The organism is Fusobacterium sp. (assembly GCF_032477075.1).
In the GTDB taxonomy this organism is placed as follows: domain Bacteria; phylum Fusobacteriota; class Fusobacteriia; order Fusobacteriales; family Fusobacteriaceae; genus Fusobacterium_A.
The window spans coordinates 47,219-64,034 of the sequence record NZ_JAWDXO010000014.1 but is presented as its reverse complement, the minus strand read 5'-3'; the positions used below and the strand labels follow the sequence as shown (position 1 = coordinate 64,034).

Sequence of the window (16,816 nt, the reverse complement as noted above, 5' to 3'; positions counted from 1 at the left end):
TTTTAAGGCTTTTCCCAGATTAAGATATCCCCAACCATATGTAGAATCAACTCCAGGATCTCCAAGATCTGTAGCTGTAGTCAGAAGAGATTGCTTGATGAGATCTCTTGACATCCAAGGATATTTTATCTGTATAGCGCCAGCAGCACCAGCTACAACAGGAGCAGCAAAAGAAGTTCCATATGCAGTAACATTATGAACAGTAACTGCATAATTAGCAGCAATAGTCCAGTTTTTTGCATCTCCTGCTCTGTTAGATTCAGGGTCTATCAATCCTGTTTTAGGATTTATTCCCACAACAGAAATCCAACCTTTTTCAGCTCTAGGATAAAGCTTAGGGAAAAAAGCTTCTGCAGCAGGATTATTTTTTCCATTGTTTCCTGCAGCAAAAATGAATAAACTGTCAGTAGCTGATCTGTTTACATAAAAATTAACTAGAGAACTAGAGGCAGGAAATTTTTCAAAAGTCAAATCATTAGTTGGGCTTCCAAAGGATTGGCTGAATATTCTTACTCCTGCTTGATACATCTTTTGATACATACTTCCTTGTACTTTTATTTGATCACTGTAGGCTAAAAAAGAAGGAATAGCATAAATTTTTACACCATCAGTAACACCAGTTTTGTTTCCTCCTATAAGAAGAGATACCAACTCACCATGTGTATAAGAATCAGATTTTTTTTCTTCAGGATCAGTAGGAAAACTGCTATCTATAAATATTCTGTATTTTCCTGAAGAATCTTTAAATTCATCAAGATATGAAAAAGAAGAATCAATAACACCTATAATGGTATCAGACTGTTTAAAATCCATAGTTATATTCTGTGGTGGAATGGTAATATTATTGTTGTTATTTGATGAAGATGATCCACCACCGCCTCCACTACCTCCACAACTACTTAAAAAGAGACATAGAGAAAAAAGTGCTATTATTTTCCAATGTTTATTTTGTGTGTCCATCATTTCCCCCTTATTTTGTATATAATTATTGTGTAGATCAGGTAAATAAAGATGTTTTTATTTTCGTTTCTTTTCTATTATCCCCTCTTTTTTTATAGAATCAGAAAACCATATTGTAGTGATAAGAGAAGCAGAAAAATCTATTAATACCAAAGTTAAGAGAATAGAAGCAAATATTTTCTGGCCTTTAACAGATATTTTATCAATTATTTTTTTACCAAGAGGTTGTATTGTATAATATGCAACAGTTCCTCCAGCAGCAAATATAAAACTTGTTTCTGGAGAGATTCTCCCTTGGAAATTCATCCACTTATCACTATAATCCCAAAGCACTAATCCAAGAGTATATTCCATAATATAGCTTCCTATAAGTTCAGCAATAGTAGAAAGAATTAGAATAAGCATAAATATTTTTAAAGGTCTTAGACTAAATTTATTGTTTTTATCAGGTTCTTCTATAAATTTTGAAATAGTTATCATAATAATAACAGCCCCAAAACCATATATTGGAATATAAGGACCAAAATTAAAGCCCCTATTGACAAAATGGCCTTCATCAATTGTGAATAGCACAGTTTCATATATCCAGCCTATAAATGAATAAAGCATAAATAGAAAAAAATACATTCTCAATTCATATTTTATCTGTTGTTTATTTATCATTTGATTGTATAATGAGAGAAAGCTTAAATAATTTTATTTTTCACTTATTCTCAGAATACTTCCCTCCTTTGTTTTAGTAAAATTCAAAATTATATACTTTGATAAAATTATACCATTAAGAAATGAAAAATTCTTCATATTTTTGTTAAGAAAAAATAACTATTTTATTTAAAAATTAGATTACTTTCTTTACTTCTCTATATTTTTATATATGAAAATAAAAATAATTTATGAAAATTAAAAAGGTGAAAAGAATTATATTTTAGAGAAAGGCTTAAAGGAAAATTTATTTGACTTTACAATAGAGATAATTTATACTTTAGTAGAAAGTTTAAAGAATAAACAAAAGTTTTTACCATTTTGAGGAGGACAAAGTGAAAACTGTTGAAATAATAGGATTGATATCCAATATAAGAGAAAAGAGTGCTCAATTTATAAATAATCAATTGAGAGAAAAAGGGATAGAAGGTCTTATAAATAGTCATGGAACAATTCTTTCTATTTTGTATGAACATGAAGGACAGATAACAATGAATGAGATTGGAAAAATAATAGGTAAGAAGAAATCTACTCTTACAGATTTGATAAAAAAGCTTGTTGAGCTTGGATATATTACAAGAAAAAAAAGTGAAAAAGACTCAAGAGTTGTTGAAATAAGTCTTACGGATAAAGGATGGCAGTTTAAATCTTTATTTAAAGAAATAAGTGATAATCTTTTAGAAGAGACATATAAAGATTTTACAGAAGAGGAAAAAGAGATGCTTATATTGTTGCTTAACAAGATTAGAAAAAATTATCAAGATTAAAAATTATTTTAATAAAAAAGAATTATAGAATATTGCTGACTCATAGTTTTTATATATGTCTATTTTTCTTGATTTTATATTGTAATCATGTGTATAATAATATTAATAGATACTTTATAAGCAAAATTAGACTATTATGGTATATAAAAATAGAAAAAGGAGAAATTGTATGAAAAATTATTTTGATCGATTTGTTCTAGAATTAGGATTAGTTTTAAATTTTATAGCTGTAATTCTTATCAGTAAAAGTATTTTTGATAATAATAGAAATCTTATAAAAATAGTAGAGTATCTGTCAATGAGCAAGAGTATAATTATTTTTGCTTATTGGGTGCTAGATGATTTTTTTAGATTAAAATATTATTTAGGATATTTTCTTTCAAATTTATTAGCTATGAGTATTACCAACTTTTTAATCAGTCCTAATATAATTTATGTTAATTTTAAGTTTGTTCCTTTAATAATATTTTTGGTTGGATTATTTCTTGCAGTTATAAATTCTCTATTTTATCAAACATTTAAAATAAGTTCATATGCTAATAATAAAAATTGAAAAAGGTTTTAGCAGAAGCTAAGACCTTTTTTAGTACTCTTATTTTATTTTTTTATGTGTTCCATTGCTTCATAAATTAGACAACCAGCAAGTTTTGCAGTTACATTATCTATATCATAAACAGGATTTACTTCAGCAAAATCAACACATACTACTTTTTCAGTTTGCATAAGAAATCTCAGTAATCTTTTGCCTTTTTTAGGTTCCAGTCCCATTACAACAGGAGCAGATACTCCAGGAGCTGCACTTGCTTCAAATACATCCATACAGAAAGTTATATATACTATATCTACTTTTTTTATAAAATCTTTTAGTGCTTCAATAATTGAATCCTCTGAATATTCTTCATTTAAGATTAATGCATTAAAAGATTCAGCTGTTTTTATTAATCTTTCTGTATTACCAATCTTTTGGAATCCCACTATTGCATATTGAACTTCTTTATCATTATCCATTATCTCTTTGAATGAAGTACCAGAAGTTCTTCCTTTGTCATATGGTCTCATGTCTAAGTGAGCATCAAAATTTATTATTCCTATTTTTTTATCAGGATAAGATTTTCTTATTCCAAGATATGAACCATATGCTATATCATGTCCTCCTCCTAATCCAATAGGGAAAATTTTTTTTCTTAATACATCTGCTATCTTTTCTGAATATTCTTCTTGAGCTTCTTCTACATTTTTCTTATCAAGATTTTTATAATCATATATTTTCAATTCCTTTAATTTGGGAAAAGATTGGATAGATTTTCTAATAGCATTTGATCCGCCTTCAGCACCTTTTCTTCCTAGATTTCTTACTACTCCCTCATCTGTATCATAACCTACAAAGCATACTCCACCAGGTTCTTGAGCTTCTTTTATTTCTTTTACTACTTGCCACAGTCTAAGATCAATTTCTTCATAACTATCCAATCTGCCATTCCATAAATCTTTCATTTCAATCCTCCTATAATTTCAATTCTATTATAATTCAGTTATATGACCATAGAATATTTTACTGTCTTTTCCAGATACTTTAATATTTTTCCCCTTTCCAACGGCTAGCTCATTTTCAAGTAATAAATCTCCAGATATTTCAATTTTACCAGAAATACAATAAATAAAAAATATTAATTCCTTTTCTCCCAAAATAATATTTTCAGTGCTATTTATTTTTTTATATAAAAAGTCTCCATCACAGTCTTTAAGCATAAGATTGAAATCCTTTACTTTTCCTTTTGAAACAGTGTCCCAGTCTCCACTGAACCTATCTATTTCATAAGGAGCCAATGTAATATCATATTTATCCTTATGAGAGAGGTCCATTTTTCCTTCAAGTATAGAAATAACTCTTTTTATTCCTTGTAATTTTGTAAAATTAGATTCCGTGAGCTCAGTAGTTGCTATACTTATTCTGAATTTAAAATTTCTTTTTTGATAATCTGCATCTTTTGGATAGATGTATAATTGTGTAGTTGTTCCTCCACTCCATTCACTTTTTTTAAAGTTATCACTTTTTATAATTTCAATCATTTTTGCTCTCCTTTTATAGGTTTTCTTGATAAGAGATTTACCACATATTTAATGAATAGTCAATAATAAATAAAACTTTTATTTTTATTAAATGGATAAAAAAACAGTTACTAAAATTATTTTTTAATAACTGTTTTTATATTCAAAATTATTTATGCTTAAGAATAACTCTTCCTATAAGCTGTTGGGCAAGCATTTTATTTACTGAATCAGATATTTCATCAAGGCTTACTTCTTTAATACCTGTTTCCAGATTTTCACCTTTCCATTTTTCAGCTAAAGTATCCCAGACTTCTTTTCTTTTTTTCATAGGACATTGAACAGAATCTATTCCTATAAGTTTTACACTTCTCAAGATAAAAGGATATACATTAGCATGAGGAATATCTCCTCCAGCTATATTTCCGCATGTAGTAACTACTCCAGCATATTTAAGTGATCTTATTGCAGTAGATAAAGGGTTGCCTCCTACTGTATCAATAACACCAGCCCATTTTTGTTTCAGCATAGGTTTACCAGACTTATCATCTATTTCATCTCTTAGTATACATGCAGAGGCTCCAAGTTCTTTTGCATATTTAATACCTTTTTCATCATTCACTACAGCAGTAACATTATATCCAAGTTTAGTAAGAAATTTGACAGAATGACTTCCCACACCGCCACCAGCACCAATAACCAAAATATCTCCATCTTCAGGGGCTACTTCTTTTATAAGTTCAAAAACAGATAAAGCAGAAGTAAATCCGGCTGTACCATATATCATGGCTTCTTTTAAAGAAAGATTTGTAGGTTTTTTAACTACCCAATTCGCTGGAACTCTGATATACTCTCCAAATCCTCCATCAGTATTCATACCTAAATCATATCCAGTAATGAAAACCTCCTCGCCTTTAATAAATTCTGGAACCTTAGAATCTTCTACAATACCTGCAGCATCTATTCCAGGAGTATGGGGATATTTTCTAGTTACCCCTCTGTTTCCTATACAAGATAAAGCATCTTTATAGTTAAGTGATGAATATTTAACTTTGATTAAAACATCTCCCTCAGGAAGTTCATCAATATTTCTTTCAATAATTTTTCTGACAAAAGTCTCATTTTCTTCATAAATTCTTAAAGCTCTGAAATTCATTTTCTACCTCCATATAGTACGATATCGTACTTTTTATATATTGATTGTAATATTATTTTCTAATAATGTCAAATTTTTCTTTTTTTTAATAGATAATTTATTAAAATATAAAAGTAAAAAAATAGTTATAAAGAGTATTTAAAAGGATAATAAAAAAACCTGTTCTGTTAGAATTATCTAACAATTCAGGTTTGTTTTATAAATTATTTTTTATATATTGCTGCAGTAAAGTCATTATAATCAGTTTCAGATGTAAGTTTATATCCATATTTTTCAACATCAGGAAAATAAAGAGGATTAGCAGCAGGAGCTACCTCTACATGAGATTTTAATTTAGAAATATAAATTTCATCTATTTCATAATTATCCAGATAATATTTATAGATAGTGCATCCTCCACATATAAAAATATCTTTTCCGCTATCTTTATAATGTTCCATGATATCTTCAAGTTTAGAATCAAGAGTGAGAACTATTACCTCTCTATTTTTTTTCATCAAATTAATAGGTACATATTTAGCTGTATTTTCTCCAAATAAAACTACATTTCCAATAGTTTTGGATTTATAATAATTCAGTTCTTCCATAGAATGCCATAAAAGTCCATTACCTTCTGGAACTTTATCACCTATCAAATTATTTTCTGCTACGCATACTATCATATTTAACTTTGGTTTATTCATTATATTGCCACCTCATAAGAAATTTTATCTCCATATTGATAGTTTTCAACAATTACATCGTCAGGTTTAAAGCCATAGATAGATTTAAAGTTTTCAATTTTTACAGTTGCTCCATCTATTGAAGGTTTTTTTATCTGCTCTAAGAGTTCAGGCATATGTCTGTCATAGATATGTACATTATGAATATTCCATATGATTTCAGCAGGTTCCAGATTACATTCCATAGCTACCAACTTATGAAGTATAGAATATTGAAACACATTAGCTACAAGTCCAAGAGCCACATCACAGCTTCTTTGTCTTACTTCAAGATAAAGTTTGTTTCCAATTACACTCCATTGAGTAAGATGTACACAAGGAGTAAGAGCCATTTTATCAAGATCTTCAGGTACCCATATTTCTGTCATTATTCTACGGCTGTTAGGATTTTTTTTCAATTCTTCTACTACATAATCAAGCTGGTTTTTATATCCAAATGTCTGTTTTGCTATTTGGTATCCATAAGCCTTTCCAATAGTACCATCATCCATTTTCCATTCATCCCAGAATTTGCATTTTAACTTATTTAATTCATCTACATCATTAGACTGCATTATCCATATCCAATAAAGTTCTCTGATAGGAGCTTTATTAGGAGCAAATCTGGTAGTGATAAGATGTGCTTCATCAGTGGAATTATCAAGTCTAAATTGATATCCTATATAACTTTTATAATGGGCAGGAGTTCCATCAGCATATTTAGTTCTGACATTTCCTTCACTCCATATTCCTTTTTTATCTATAGTTTCAATAATTTCTTTGTATATTTTATCAAATTTAGTCATACTCAGCTCCTTTGAATAATTAAATTTTTATCGCTATATTTTATCATAAATTTATAAATATTACAAAGAGAGAAATTTGATGAAGTTTAATAAAAAAGGAAAACAGCAGACTATAATAAAGAATGAAGGTTGCTTTTTTATAAAAAAAACAATATAATTATTGAATAGGGGAAATATATAAAGTATTTTGGGGGTAAATATGCCAGTTATTTTTTTATTAGTTAGTTTTTTTTCTTCTCTTGTAGGGTCAATATGTGGCATAGGTGGAGGAGTAATAATTAAACCTGTTCTTGATGCAACAGGAACTATGAGTGTAACAGCTATAAGTTTTTTATCTGGGTGTACGGTTCTTTCTATGTCTGTTATTTCTGTAACAAAAGCAATGAAAAACAGTACACTAAAGATAAATACTAAAATTACTACATGGCTTGCTCTAGGAAGTGTATTAGGAGGAATGACTGGAAAAGTCATGTTTCAAGCTGTAAAAGAGATTCTTCAAAATGAAAATAAAACAGGAGCTGTTCAATCAATTGTTATGATATTTATAACATTGGGAACTTTAATTTATACAGCTAAAAAAAATGGGATAAAGACATATAAGTTTGAAAATAAAATTTTATGTTTCATCATTGGAGTTATTTTAGGAATATTTTCTTCGTTTTTGGGAATTGGAGGAGGACCTATCAATCTTGTTATATTGATTTTCTTTTTTTCAATGACTACTAAAGAAGCTGTTATTAATTCTATCTATATAATACTATTCTCACAGATAGCAAGTCTGGCTCATAGCATATTTGCTAGAAAAATTCCAGATGTAAGTATTCTTTATCTTGGACTTATGATATTAGGAGGAGTATGTGGAGGGATGGCTGGAAGTATAGTAAATAAGAAAATATCAGAGGAAAAAGTGGATAAACTTTTTATAGGGCTGATGCTAGTTATAATATTTATAAATATTTATAATACATATGTTTTTATGAAATAAGATCAAAATATACTCTAAAATATAAGATTATACTTAAAAATTTACTTCAAAATATGAGGAGAAAAGAGAATGAAGATAAACTATGAAGAAAATCTGATGGGAACTATATCTGTTGTAATGGGGACAATTTTTCTTATAGTTATTGGGTTGTCAGTAGGGATTTTAAAAATATGTTTAATATATTCTAGAAATGGGTGGTTTGTTATACTAGGCCATATTATGGTACTTGCTATGATTGCAATAGTGTTAGTTGGTCCTACATTTTCAGTAATAGGAATGATTTTTGGGGGAATTGGAATATTTGGTTCCTCTAAGAAAAAAAAATTAGCTTTTATTGGATTAGCTGCTAATTTAGTCTCATTGATTATTTGTATTTTAATATTTAAAGAAATGGGAATAAAACTTTAATATAAAAATAAATATCAGGAGGTAAAAATATATGATAAAAGATATAGCTGGATTTGCCTATGATTGTAAAAATGCTGATAAATTAGCAGATTTTTATGTAAATTTACTTGGCTGGGAAAAAATACTTTCAGGAAATGGTTGGGCTGGTCTACGTTCACCACAGGGATGGATTTTTGCCTTTCAGGAAATTGAAGAATACACTCCACCAATATGGCCATGGGAAAAAGGAAAACAACAGCAGATGGCACATATAGATTTTCTCGTTGAAAATTTAGGTGAAGCAGTTTCTCATGCTTTAAAATGTGGTGCTAAAATATCAGAGGTACAATATTTTGAAACTTCAACAGTTATGTTTGATCCAGAAGGGCATCCATTTTGTTTAAGTACAGTAAAGCAGTAGCAATTGAAATTTAAAATTCTATGAAATATAAGGAGGTATGGTTTTTTCCATATCTCTAATTTATTTTATATACTGATTTATAAATTTAGTGATAGCTATCTCAGCTTTTTTTCTTTGATAATCATTAAAATATTTAGAGTGTGAATCAAGAAATCCATGAAAAGCATTGAATATTAAAAGAGATAAATTTTTTGTATAAAGAAATATTTTATTATATTGTTTTTTAACTACCAGCTAAAGTATTAATCTCCATATATTTCATGAAGTATAATAATTGCCTGCTTTTTATTCTTTTTATTCCTTCTCAAGTAACCACCTCATAAAATCATGAATTTTTAGTACACTGTTTTCTAAATTATACTATATTAAATATTGTTTGTCTATTTTCCTATAATTCCATCTTTTCATTATATAAGTTCTTATATTTTTCTAAATTTTGTAGTAAATAAATACAAAATTTAAATTAATAAAACACTTAATGCGGAAAAATATTGACAATAAAATATAAAATTGTTATAATTGAAATGTCTAGACATTTGAACAATTGAATATATGTATATGGTCTTAATATTCTTGACAAGTATTGCTACACTTTATACAATGTAGGGGGGTTTTAAAATTTGGATAGGGTGTGGTTTGTATGAAAAAATTAAAAAGTGATAGTCCAATTCCTCTTTATTATCAACTTAGAGAAATTATAAGGGATAAAATAATGAATGAAGATTGGGGATATGGAACAGAGATACCTTCAGAATTAAAGCTTTGTGATGAGTTTAATTTATGTAGAGCCACAGTAAAACAAGCAATGGATGGTCTTGTAAATGAAGGACTTATTGTAAGAAAAAAAGGAAAGGGATCTTTTGTAGTTTATCAAAAGATTACAGAAAATTTTCTATTAGAACCAGCTTTCAGTAAGAAAAGTGGAGAAATTGGATTGAATGATTATTCAACAGTGATTTTTTCAGATTTTACAGAAATTGACAGTAGAATGCAAAAGGTATTAGGAATAGAGAAAAATGGAATGGTATATCAGATAGAAAGACTTCATTACATAGATGGTAAGCCAGTTCTTTTGGATACTCATTATATCAGTCCAAAATGGATAGGAAATATTTCCAAGGAAGAGATCAGAGAAATAGCTGTATATAAATATATTGAAAATACCTATGAAAAAAGATTTACTAATTATAAAATAGGGGTACAGGTAATAATGCTTGATCAATATGAAAAAGAACAGTTTGATTTTCCTGAAGTACCTACAGGAATGGTAGTAGAATGTCTATCATTTATAGAAAAGGAACCTGTTGTATTCAATAGAAGAACTTACAGAGGAGACAGATGTGACCTTTGTTTAGAGTTTATAGCTGTTAATCAAAAAATGGAAGTTGTTAACTCAGAGATTTCCATCAAAGAAAGAGATGGAAAACGTCATTAAAACCTTTATCAAGTATTGAGCTGTAAAAAAGTCAAGAATAACAATCTTTCATATACTACTTAATTTTAAGTGGGGGGATTATTATGTTAAAGAAAAAGATAGGGTTAGCCAATAAGATATTGATTGGTATGATTTTGGGGGCAATAGCTGGACTTGTTATGGGCCCTAAAATAACAGCAATAGCTGTTATTGGAGATGTTTTTTTAAGATTACTTAGAATGTCAGTTGTACCTCTTATTTTTGCTAATGTTGTTTTAGCAGTGGCAGGTATGGGAGATTTAAGACGTCTTGGAAAGATTGGAATTAAACTTATTATTATCTTCTTAGCTACAACATTTGTTGCAGCAGGAATTGGATTATTTTCTGCTCTTGTTATAAGACCAGGAGTAGGATTTGTAATGACAGATGTTAGTGGAATAGTTGAAAAAGGGGCTCCTACTGTAAGCAGTGTTATTTTAGGATTTTTTCCTGTTAATATAATGCAGTCATTCTCAGAAGGGAATATGCTTCAAATAATTACTTTTGCTATATTTTCTGGTATAGCTATCCTTCTATTGAAAGAAGAGGATAAAAAATGTATGTTGGATATGTTTGGAACCCTTTCTCGTTTTATAATGATGATATTAAAATTTGTAATGGGTTTTACTCCATATGGTGTTTTTGCTCTTATGGCAACAACAACAGGAAAATATGGAACTGACATATTGGGACCACTAGGAAAATTTATAGTTACTATTTATATAGGATTAATGATACATGCTTTTATAGTTTATGGTGGAATGTATTTGGCAGCTTCAGGAAAGAATCCAATTTCATTCTATAAAAAAATAGCACCAGTGTGGACTACAAGCTTTGCTACATGTAGTACTGCTGCAACTATTCCTGTTTCTATAAAAGTATGTGAGGATGAGTTGAAATTGAAAAAAGATATAGCTGGATTTACTATTCCAGTAGGAGCGACAATGAATATGGATGGAAATGGATTATGGTATGGAGTAGTAGCCGTTTTTGTATCTCAAGTATTAGGGATAGAAATGTCTTTATATCAAATGTTTATAGCTGTATTCACAGGTGTACTGATGACTTTAGGAAGTCCAGGTATTCCTGGTGGAATATTTGTTGCTACAACTATTTTCCTTACAACTTTAGGGTTGCCAATAGAATTTGTAGGTCTTTTAGGTGGAATCTTCCGTATAATGGATATGGGAATCACTACTGTAAATGTCGTGGGTTCTGTAGTCGTGGCTGCTGTATTAGATGCTGGTGAAAGAAAAAATGAGCAAAGAGAAGCAGTTGAGGAGGGACAGTAATGAAAGAAAAAATTGTAGGGATATTAGGTGGAATGGGGCCAGAGGCTACAATAGATCTTTTTTCTAAGATAGTAGAAGAAACCCATGCAAAGTGTGATGAAGATCATTTGAGAATAATAATAGATAATAATCCAAAAATGCCAAGCAGACAGGATGCAATTATGAAAGGGACAGAAAGTCCAGTTGCAGCTATGATTGCCACAGCAGAGAATTTAAAAAAAGCTGGAGCTGATTTTATAATAATTGGGGCAAATACAGCACATTATTTTTATGATGAAGTTGCCAGTCAAGTAGATATACCATTTTTACATATAATTGAAGAAGCAGTTAAGGAAATGATGCATCAGGTACCAGGAATAAAAAAAGTGGGGGTAATGGCTACCAATGCAGCTGTAAAAATTAAATTATATGATAAATGTTGTGCAAAATTTGGAATAGAAGTAGTAGCTGCAGAAGAAGAAGTACAGAATAAAGTACATGATACTATATTTGATTTTAAATACAATGGGGTTACAGAAGAAAATGTAAAAGATGCCATAGAGTGTGCTGAATATTTTATAAAAAATGGAGCAGAGGCATTAATAATGGGATGTACAGAAATTCCAATTATATTAAAAAGAAAGAGTTTTACAGTGCCTCTTATAGACCCTAATGATATTATAGGGAAAGTGGCAGTAGCTTATGCAAAAAATAAGTATGAATTATAGTAAAAATAAGGTGGTTCAAAGTAATTTTGAACCACCTTATTTTCTATTCCTTAGGTGAGAATTTTTTTAAGAATTCATTTTTTTCTCTTACAAAAAGTTTTCCTTCAACTTCTTTACAGATATAGACAACTACTATTAATCCATCTCTTTCATTTGTACAGTCTATAGCTTCACTTAATACTTGATATTCTCTTCCGTTTTTATTATTTATCCAAAGTGAATTTTTTTCTATTGTCATTTTTCCTCATTTCTACTTAAAAAGTTTTTTCTTATAATATCCTTCAGCCATATATATAGCACCAAGAGGGTTATGCCCCAGTACTCTGTCTTTTACTGCAAATATTGTAACAGGGGCTTCTGAATGCTTCAGGAACAAAGAATCATGTCCTACACAAAGTCCTAAAAGTATATTCAATTGAGTTCCAGACTGATTTAAAAGTTTTGCCTGGCCAATAGGATTACACATAGGTTCATAAGTACAAGGTCTCACTTGCTCTTCATTAGATATATTAATAAATTCTTTAAGAACAGAACCATTTTTACATGATAAAGATTCTACTTCAAAACCATGATTTCTAAGAATAGAAGCAAAAATTTTAGCTTCTTTTGAAAGTCCTACACAAAATGCAAGTCCCAGTTTTTTGTATCCGCATTTATTAGCAAAATTTATTATTTCTTCTACTCTAGTCTGCTTACAATACCCTTCACTCTCAACAAGAGCTGAATTACGAGCAAGTTTCATATTTTCTTTTTCAAGATAAAATTTTTTAACTTCCTCTATATTATCCAATTCTCTGCATGGACAGTTAAGAGGAGCTTCTTCAAGATTTCCAGTTCTGCAAACATATTTTGTACAAGCGTCACAAGTGTACATAAAAATCATCTCCTTAAATATATGTTTAAATTCTAATTTCCAACCATTTTTCAATATCAGTAAAAACTTCATCTCTGTTTATTTCATTATGAAGTTCATGCCTTGCATTTTTATATAAATGACATGTAACATCATCAAATTCAATTTTGTTATAGAATTTCTCAAGTTCTATAACTCCTTTTCCAAACTTTCCTACAGGATCCATATCTCCTGATATTATCATTATAGGAAGCTTTTTAGATATATTTCTGAAATCATCTTCTAGATAAAGAGAATTTAAAAATTTAAAGAAACTAGTGTAAAAGGTACTGCTATAAGTAAAATCACATAATTTATCATTACAATATCTTTTTACTTCTTCAATGTCTCTAGAAAGCCATGAATTTTCATTGTAGTAATATTCAGCTCTTGTTTTGCTGTTGGAATTTAAAAAAACAAGTTTTTTAATTATATGGGCTCTTCTGTTTCTGTATATCTTATCTAAAAGATAACTTGCTATTTCTCCAGCTTTCCATAAAAAAGGCTGTTTATAACATGAACCACAAAATATATAACCATCTATTTCATTCCAATAAGTTTTCATATGTTCTTGTGCAATGAAAGACCCCATACTGTGTCCAAAAACAAAAAAAGGAATATTAAGATACTCTTTTTTTAATTTTTCAGTATATAATTTTTGTTCTTTTATTAAAACGGGAAAGTCATTCTGAAATATACCTAATTCATTTTTTGCTGCAACGTTATTTCCATGATGCAAATGTTCATGCAAGAATACAAGATAACCTCGTTCAGTAAAGTATTTAAAAAAGTGGAGGTATCTACCTTTGTGTTCACTCATTCCATGTATAACTTGTATGATTCCTTTTATATTTTCTGCCATAAAATTTCACCTCTGTAATATTATTATATCTCATAAGCAGTAAAAATAAAATAAAATTACATATATAATTTTACACTAGGGACTTGTTAAAATTTAGAAAAAATATTATAATTAATGAGAATGAACAGAAAATTTATTAAAAATAAAAGAGTAAGTATGGTATTTTGGTATAATTATACAAATTTAAAATAATTTTAAAGGAGTGATGTAGAGTATGCACGTATTGTTAGAAAGTTTTCTTACAGATATTTTTGAAGTTCTTCCAGGACTAGTAATTAGAGGATTAATTTTAATAGTTTTGTTTATAATTTGGCCTAAACTTTTGGGAATGATTTTAACAACTTATAAAAAAACACTTGAGAAAAAAAATGTTGATCCTTTACTTGAAAGTTTTACAGTTTCACTTTTTAAAACAATTGCTTATATAGCTTTATTTTTTGTAGTAGTTAGTATAATAGGAGTAAAAGCAACTTCTCTTGTTACAGTTTTAGGTACTGCAGGTATCGCAGTTGGATTAGCTTTACAAGGAAGCTTGTCTAATTTAGCTGGTGGAGTTCTTATTCTTTTCTTCAAGCAGTTTTCAAAAGGAGATTATATTTCTAATAATGGAGGAATAGAAGGTACAGTAGATCAAATACATATTCTCTATACTACTCTTATAACAGTAGATAATAAAGTAATTGTAGTACCTAATGGGCAACTTGCAAATAATCCAGTGATAAACTATTCTAGAAAACCAGAAAGAAGATTGGATATGGTATTTTCTGTAGCATATGATACTTCTACAGATAAAGCTAAAGAATTATTGAAACAAATAGCTGAAAATCATCCAGCAGTTTTAAAAAATAAAGCAATGACAATAAGAATGGTTAAACAAAATGCAAGCTCTCTTGATTTTAATTTTAGAGTTTGGGTAAAGAATTCAGATTACTGGGATACATTGTATGATTTTAATGAAGAGGTAAAAAGACTCTTTGATGAAAATAGCATAGAAATTCCATATCAGAAAATTGATATATACAATAAAACTGAAAAGTAATATTTATAAAAAATATCTTTTTTTATGTGACAAAATTTTTAAATTTGTGCTATAATAATCAAAATATATATAAGAAGTATTTTGGCTATTAATTTTGATTTTATTAAAGTATAAATATTAAGTTTTTATAAAAAAGGAGAGGGATATGAACGGAAAAATAGTAAAAGAAGCTATTACATTTGATGATGTGCTATTAGTGCCAGCAAAATCAGATATTTTACCACATGAAGTAAATTTAAAAACTAATCTTACAAAAGATATAGTGCTTAATGTACCAATTCTTAGTGCTGCAATGGATACTGTAACTGAATCAGATTTAGCAATTGCTTTAGCAAGACAGGGAGGGATTGGATTTATTCATAAAAATATGAGTATAGCTGATCAGGCTGCTGAAGTAGATAGAGTAAAAAGAATTGAAAGTGGAATGATAAGAAATCCTGTAACCTTAAAAGAAGATTGTACAGTAGGGTTTGCTGAGGATTTAATGAGAAGATATAAAATATCTGGACTTCCAGTTATAGAAGATGATGGAAGACTTATAGGTATAGTTACAAATAGAGACATAAAATATCATAAAAATATGGAGCAGCTTGTTGGAGAGATAATGACTAAAGAAAATCTTATTACAGCTCCAGTAGGAACTACTTTAGAACAAGCCAAAGAAGTTCTTCTCTCTAATAGAATAGAAAAACTTCCTATAACTGATGAAGCAGGATATTTAAAAGGTCTTATTACAATAAAAGATATAGATAACTTAGTAGAATATCCAAATGCTTGTAAAGATGCACATGGAACTCTTAGAGTAGGAGCTGCAGTAGGAATTGGAGCAGATACTTTAGAAAGAGTAGAAGCATTAGTAAGAGCAGGAGTAGATATTATCACTGTTGATTCTGCCCATGGCCATTCAGCAGGAGTTATAAAGAAAATAAGAGAAATAAGAGAAGCATTTCCTGATTTAAATTTAATTGGAGGAAATATAGTAACTGCAGAGGCAGCATCAGACCTTATAGATGCAGGAGTAAATGCAGTGAAAGTAGGAATTGGACCAGGATCAATTTGTACAACAAGAGTTGTAGCAGGAGTAGGTGTTCCTCAACTTACAGCAGTAAATGATGTATATCAAGTATGTAAGAATAAAGGTATAGGAGTAATAGCTGATGGCGGAATAAAACTTTCTGGAGATATTGTAAAAGCATTAGCTGCTGGAGCAGACTGTGTAATGCTGGGAGGACTTCTGGCTGGAACTAAAGAGGCTCCAGGAGAAGAAATCATTCTTGAAGGAAGAAGATATAAAATATATGTAGGAATGGGTTCTATTGCAGCAATGAAGAGAGGATCAAAAGACAGATACTTCCAAAATGATGCTCAAAAACTAGTTCCAGAAGGAATAGAAGGGCGTATTGCATACAAAGGAAATCTTAAAGATGTAGTATTTCAACTTTGTGGTGGAATCAGAGCAGGTATGGGATACTGTGGAACACCAACTATAGAAGATCTTAAAATAAATGGAAGATTTATAAAAATAACTGGAGCAGGTTTAAAAGAAAGCCACCCACATGATATTACTATAACTAAAGAGGCTCCAAACTATTCTAAATAGAATATGTTTCCTCTTGGGACTGATTTATTTTATTTTT

The 16,816-nt window shown here is 29.3% G+C and carries 20 protein-coding genes; 10 read left to right on the top strand and 10 right to left on the bottom strand.

The annotated features are described in order from the left end of the window. Positions 1-960: S8 family serine peptidase (locus tag E6771_RS07945; RefSeq protein WP_316090708.1), on the bottom strand; the 960-nt coding region annotated here is incomplete at its 3' end. Positions 961-1,017: 57 nt separating this feature from the next. Beyond that, positions 1,018-1,569 carry a putative ABC transporter permease gene (locus tag E6771_RS07940; RefSeq protein ID WP_316090707.1) on the bottom strand — a complete coding sequence of 184 codons (552 nt, stop codon included), beginning with the start codon at positions 1,567-1,569 and terminating at the stop codon, positions 1,018-1,020. A 428-nt stretch (positions 1,570-1,997) separates the two neighbouring features. Between E6771_RS07940 and E6771_RS07935 the strand changes: the two genes are divergently transcribed. Continuing rightward, positions 1,998-2,429 carry a MarR family winged helix-turn-helix transcriptional regulator gene (locus E6771_RS07935; RefSeq protein WP_316090706.1) on the top strand — a complete coding sequence of 144 codons (432 nt, stop codon included), beginning with the start codon at positions 1,998-2,000 and terminating at the stop codon, positions 2,427-2,429. A 169-nt stretch (positions 2,430-2,598) separates the two neighbouring features. After that, positions 2,599-2,982 carry a hypothetical protein gene (locus tag E6771_RS07930; RefSeq protein WP_316090705.1) on the top strand — a complete coding sequence of 128 codons (384 nt, stop codon included), beginning with the start codon at positions 2,599-2,601 and terminating at the stop codon, positions 2,980-2,982. 44 nt (positions 2,983-3,026) lie between these two features. On the opposite strand, the gene hutG is transcribed toward E6771_RS07930, so the two are convergent. The 5 genes from hutG to thyA form a co-directional block, all read right to left on the bottom strand. Continuing rightward, positions 3,027-3,923, bottom strand: coding sequence for a formimidoylglutamase (gene hutG, locus E6771_RS07925; RefSeq protein ID WP_316090704.1), 897 nt, complete (start codon positions 3,921-3,923; stop codon positions 3,027-3,029). A gap of 27 nt (positions 3,924-3,950) precedes the next feature. Further along, on the bottom strand, positions 3,951-4,499 hold the full coding sequence (locus E6771_RS07920) for a HutD family protein (protein ID WP_316090703.1): 549 nt from the start codon (positions 4,497-4,499) through the stop codon (positions 3,951-3,953). A 148-nt stretch (positions 4,500-4,647) separates the two neighbouring features. Further along, on the bottom strand, positions 4,648-5,634 hold the full coding sequence (locus E6771_RS07915) for a YhdH/YhfP family quinone oxidoreductase (protein WP_316090702.1): 987 nt from the start codon (positions 5,632-5,634) through the stop codon (positions 4,648-4,650). 203 nt (positions 5,635-5,837) lie between these two features. After that, positions 5,838-6,317, bottom strand: coding sequence for a dihydrofolate reductase family protein (locus E6771_RS07910; RefSeq protein ID WP_316090701.1), 480 nt, complete (start codon positions 6,315-6,317; stop codon positions 5,838-5,840). After that, the gene (gene thyA / locus E6771_RS07905) at positions 6,317-7,141 is read right to left on the bottom strand and encodes a thymidylate synthase (RefSeq protein WP_316090700.1); all 825 of its coding nucleotides are present in this window, start codon (positions 7,139-7,141) and stop codon (positions 6,317-6,319) included. Before thyA ends, E6771_RS07910 begins: the two co-directional genes overlap by 1 nt. 199 nt (positions 7,142-7,340) lie before the next feature. Between thyA and E6771_RS07900 the strand changes: the two genes are divergently transcribed. The 6 genes from E6771_RS07900 to E6771_RS07875 all read left to right on the top strand — a co-directional run bounded on the left by E6771_RS07900 (position 7,341) and on the right by E6771_RS07875 (position 12,386). Then, entirely contained in the window at positions 7,341-8,126 is a 786-nt protein-coding gene (locus tag E6771_RS07900) for a sulfite exporter TauE/SafE family protein (protein WP_316090699.1), read from the top strand. Positions 8,127-8,195: 69 nt separating this feature from the next. Next, positions 8,196-8,534 (top strand): hypothetical protein, encoded by a 339-nt coding sequence (locus E6771_RS07895; RefSeq protein ID WP_316090698.1) that lies wholly within the window; start codon positions 8,196-8,198, stop codon positions 8,532-8,534. A 31-nt stretch (positions 8,535-8,565) separates the two neighbouring features. Further along, positions 8,566-8,934, top strand: coding sequence for a VOC family protein (locus tag E6771_RS07890; RefSeq protein WP_316090697.1), 369 nt, complete (start codon positions 8,566-8,568; stop codon positions 8,932-8,934). A 640-nt stretch (positions 8,935-9,574) separates the two neighbouring features. After that, entirely contained in the window at positions 9,575-10,369 is a 795-nt protein-coding gene (locus E6771_RS07885) for a GntR family transcriptional regulator (protein WP_316090696.1), read from the top strand. Positions 10,370-10,452: 83 nt separating this feature from the next. Continuing rightward, a complete protein-coding gene (locus tag E6771_RS07880; protein ID WP_316090695.1) occupies positions 10,453-11,679 on the top strand; it encodes a dicarboxylate/amino acid:cation symporter in 1,227 nt (408 codons plus the stop codon). Next, positions 11,679-12,386, top strand: a complete 708-nt coding sequence (locus tag E6771_RS07875) for an aspartate/glutamate racemase family protein (RefSeq protein ID WP_316090694.1) — start codon at positions 11,679-11,681, stop codon at positions 12,384-12,386. Before E6771_RS07880 ends, E6771_RS07875 begins: the two co-directional genes overlap by 1 nt. Positions 12,387-12,429: 43 nt before the next feature. Here the strand turns inward: E6771_RS07875 and E6771_RS07870 are convergent, their stop codons facing one another. From E6771_RS07870 to E6771_RS07860, 3 genes are read right to left on the bottom strand one after another with little or no spacing between them, the layout of a single operon-like run. Next, positions 12,430-12,624, bottom strand: a complete 195-nt coding sequence (locus E6771_RS07870) for a hypothetical protein (RefSeq protein WP_316090693.1) — start codon at positions 12,622-12,624, stop codon at positions 12,430-12,432. A gap of 12 nt (positions 12,625-12,636) precedes the next feature. Next, positions 12,637-13,260: a DUF1847 domain-containing protein gene (locus E6771_RS07865; protein WP_316090692.1), complete on the bottom strand. Its 624-nt coding sequence runs from the start codon at positions 13,258-13,260 to the stop codon at positions 12,637-12,639. Positions 13,261-13,285: 25 nt separating this feature from the next. Further along, positions 13,286-14,140: an alpha/beta fold hydrolase gene (locus E6771_RS07860; protein WP_316090691.1), complete on the bottom strand. Its 855-nt coding sequence runs from the start codon at positions 14,138-14,140 to the stop codon at positions 13,286-13,288. A 214-nt stretch (positions 14,141-14,354) separates the two neighbouring features. On the opposite strand from E6771_RS07860, the gene E6771_RS07855 reads away from it, so the two are divergent. Further along, the gene (locus E6771_RS07855; RefSeq protein ID WP_316090690.1) at positions 14,355-15,179 is read left to right on the top strand and encodes a mechanosensitive ion channel family protein; all 825 of its coding nucleotides are present in this window, start codon (positions 14,355-14,357) and stop codon (positions 15,177-15,179) included. A 145-nt stretch (positions 15,180-15,324) separates the two neighbouring features. After that, complete coding sequence (guaB, locus tag E6771_RS07850) at positions 15,325-16,779, top strand: IMP dehydrogenase (protein ID WP_316090689.1); 1,455 nt, start codon at positions 15,325-15,327, stop codon at positions 16,777-16,779. Positions 16,780-16,816 lie beyond the last annotated feature (37 nt).

What these genes read in the sequence shown, in the direction of transcription:
- E6771_RS07895 (WP_316090698.1), top strand. Translation starts at nt 8,196, where the DNA reads ATGAAGATAAACTATGAAGAAAATCTGATGGGAACTATATCTGTTGTA.
- E6771_RS07875 (WP_316090694.1), top strand. Translation starts at nt 11,679, where the DNA reads ATGAAAGAAAAAATTGTAGGGATATTAGGTGGAATGGGGCCAGAGGCT.
- E6771_RS07900 (WP_316090699.1), top strand. Translation starts at nt 7,341, where the DNA reads ATGCCAGTTATTTTTTTATTAGTTAGTTTTTTTTCTTCTCTTGTAGGG.
- E6771_RS07915 (WP_316090702.1), bottom strand. Translation starts at nt 5,634, where the DNA reads ATGAATTTCAGAGCTTTAAGAATTTATGAAGAAAATGAGACTTTTGTC.
- E6771_RS07920 (WP_316090703.1), bottom strand. Translation starts at nt 4,499, where the DNA reads ATGATTGAAATTATAAAAAGTGATAACTTTAAAAAAAGTGAATGGAGT.
- E6771_RS07885 (WP_316090696.1), top strand. Translation starts at nt 9,575, where the DNA reads ATGAAAAAATTAAAAAGTGATAGTCCAATTCCTCTTTATTATCAACTT.
- E6771_RS07880 (WP_316090695.1), top strand. Translation starts at nt 10,453, where the DNA reads ATGTTAAAGAAAAAGATAGGGTTAGCCAATAAGATATTGATTGGTATG.
- E6771_RS07870 (WP_316090693.1), bottom strand. Translation starts at nt 12,624, where the DNA reads ATGACAATAGAAAAAAATTCACTTTGGATAAATAATAAAAACGGAAGA.
- hutG (WP_316090704.1), bottom strand. Translation starts at nt 3,923, where the DNA reads ATGAAAGATTTATGGAATGGCAGATTGGATAGTTATGAAGAAATTGAT.
- E6771_RS07930 (WP_316090705.1), top strand. Translation starts at nt 2,599, where the DNA reads ATGAAAAATTATTTTGATCGATTTGTTCTAGAATTAGGATTAGTTTTA.
- guaB (WP_316090689.1), top strand. Translation starts at nt 15,325, where the DNA reads ATGAACGGAAAAATAGTAAAAGAAGCTATTACATTTGATGATGTGCTA.
- thyA (WP_316090700.1), bottom strand. Translation starts at nt 7,141, where the DNA reads ATGACTAAATTTGATAAAATATACAAAGAAATTATTGAAACTATAGAT.
- E6771_RS07865 (WP_316090692.1), bottom strand. Translation starts at nt 13,260, where the DNA reads ATGTACACTTGTGACGCTTGTACAAAATATGTTTGCAGAACTGGAAAT.
- E6771_RS07860 (WP_316090691.1), bottom strand. Translation starts at nt 14,140, where the DNA reads ATGGCAGAAAATATAAAAGGAATCATACAAGTTATACATGGAATGAGT.
- E6771_RS07890 (WP_316090697.1), top strand. Translation starts at nt 8,566, where the DNA reads ATGATAAAAGATATAGCTGGATTTGCCTATGATTGTAAAAATGCTGAT.
- E6771_RS07940 (WP_316090707.1), bottom strand. Translation starts at nt 1,569, where the DNA reads ATGCTTTATTCATTTATAGGCTGGATATATGAAACTGTGCTATTCACA.
- E6771_RS07910 (WP_316090701.1), bottom strand. Translation starts at nt 6,317, where the DNA reads ATGAATAAACCAAAGTTAAATATGATAGTATGCGTAGCAGAAAATAAT.
- E6771_RS07855 (WP_316090690.1), top strand. Translation starts at nt 14,355, where the DNA reads ATGCACGTATTGTTAGAAAGTTTTCTTACAGATATTTTTGAAGTTCTT.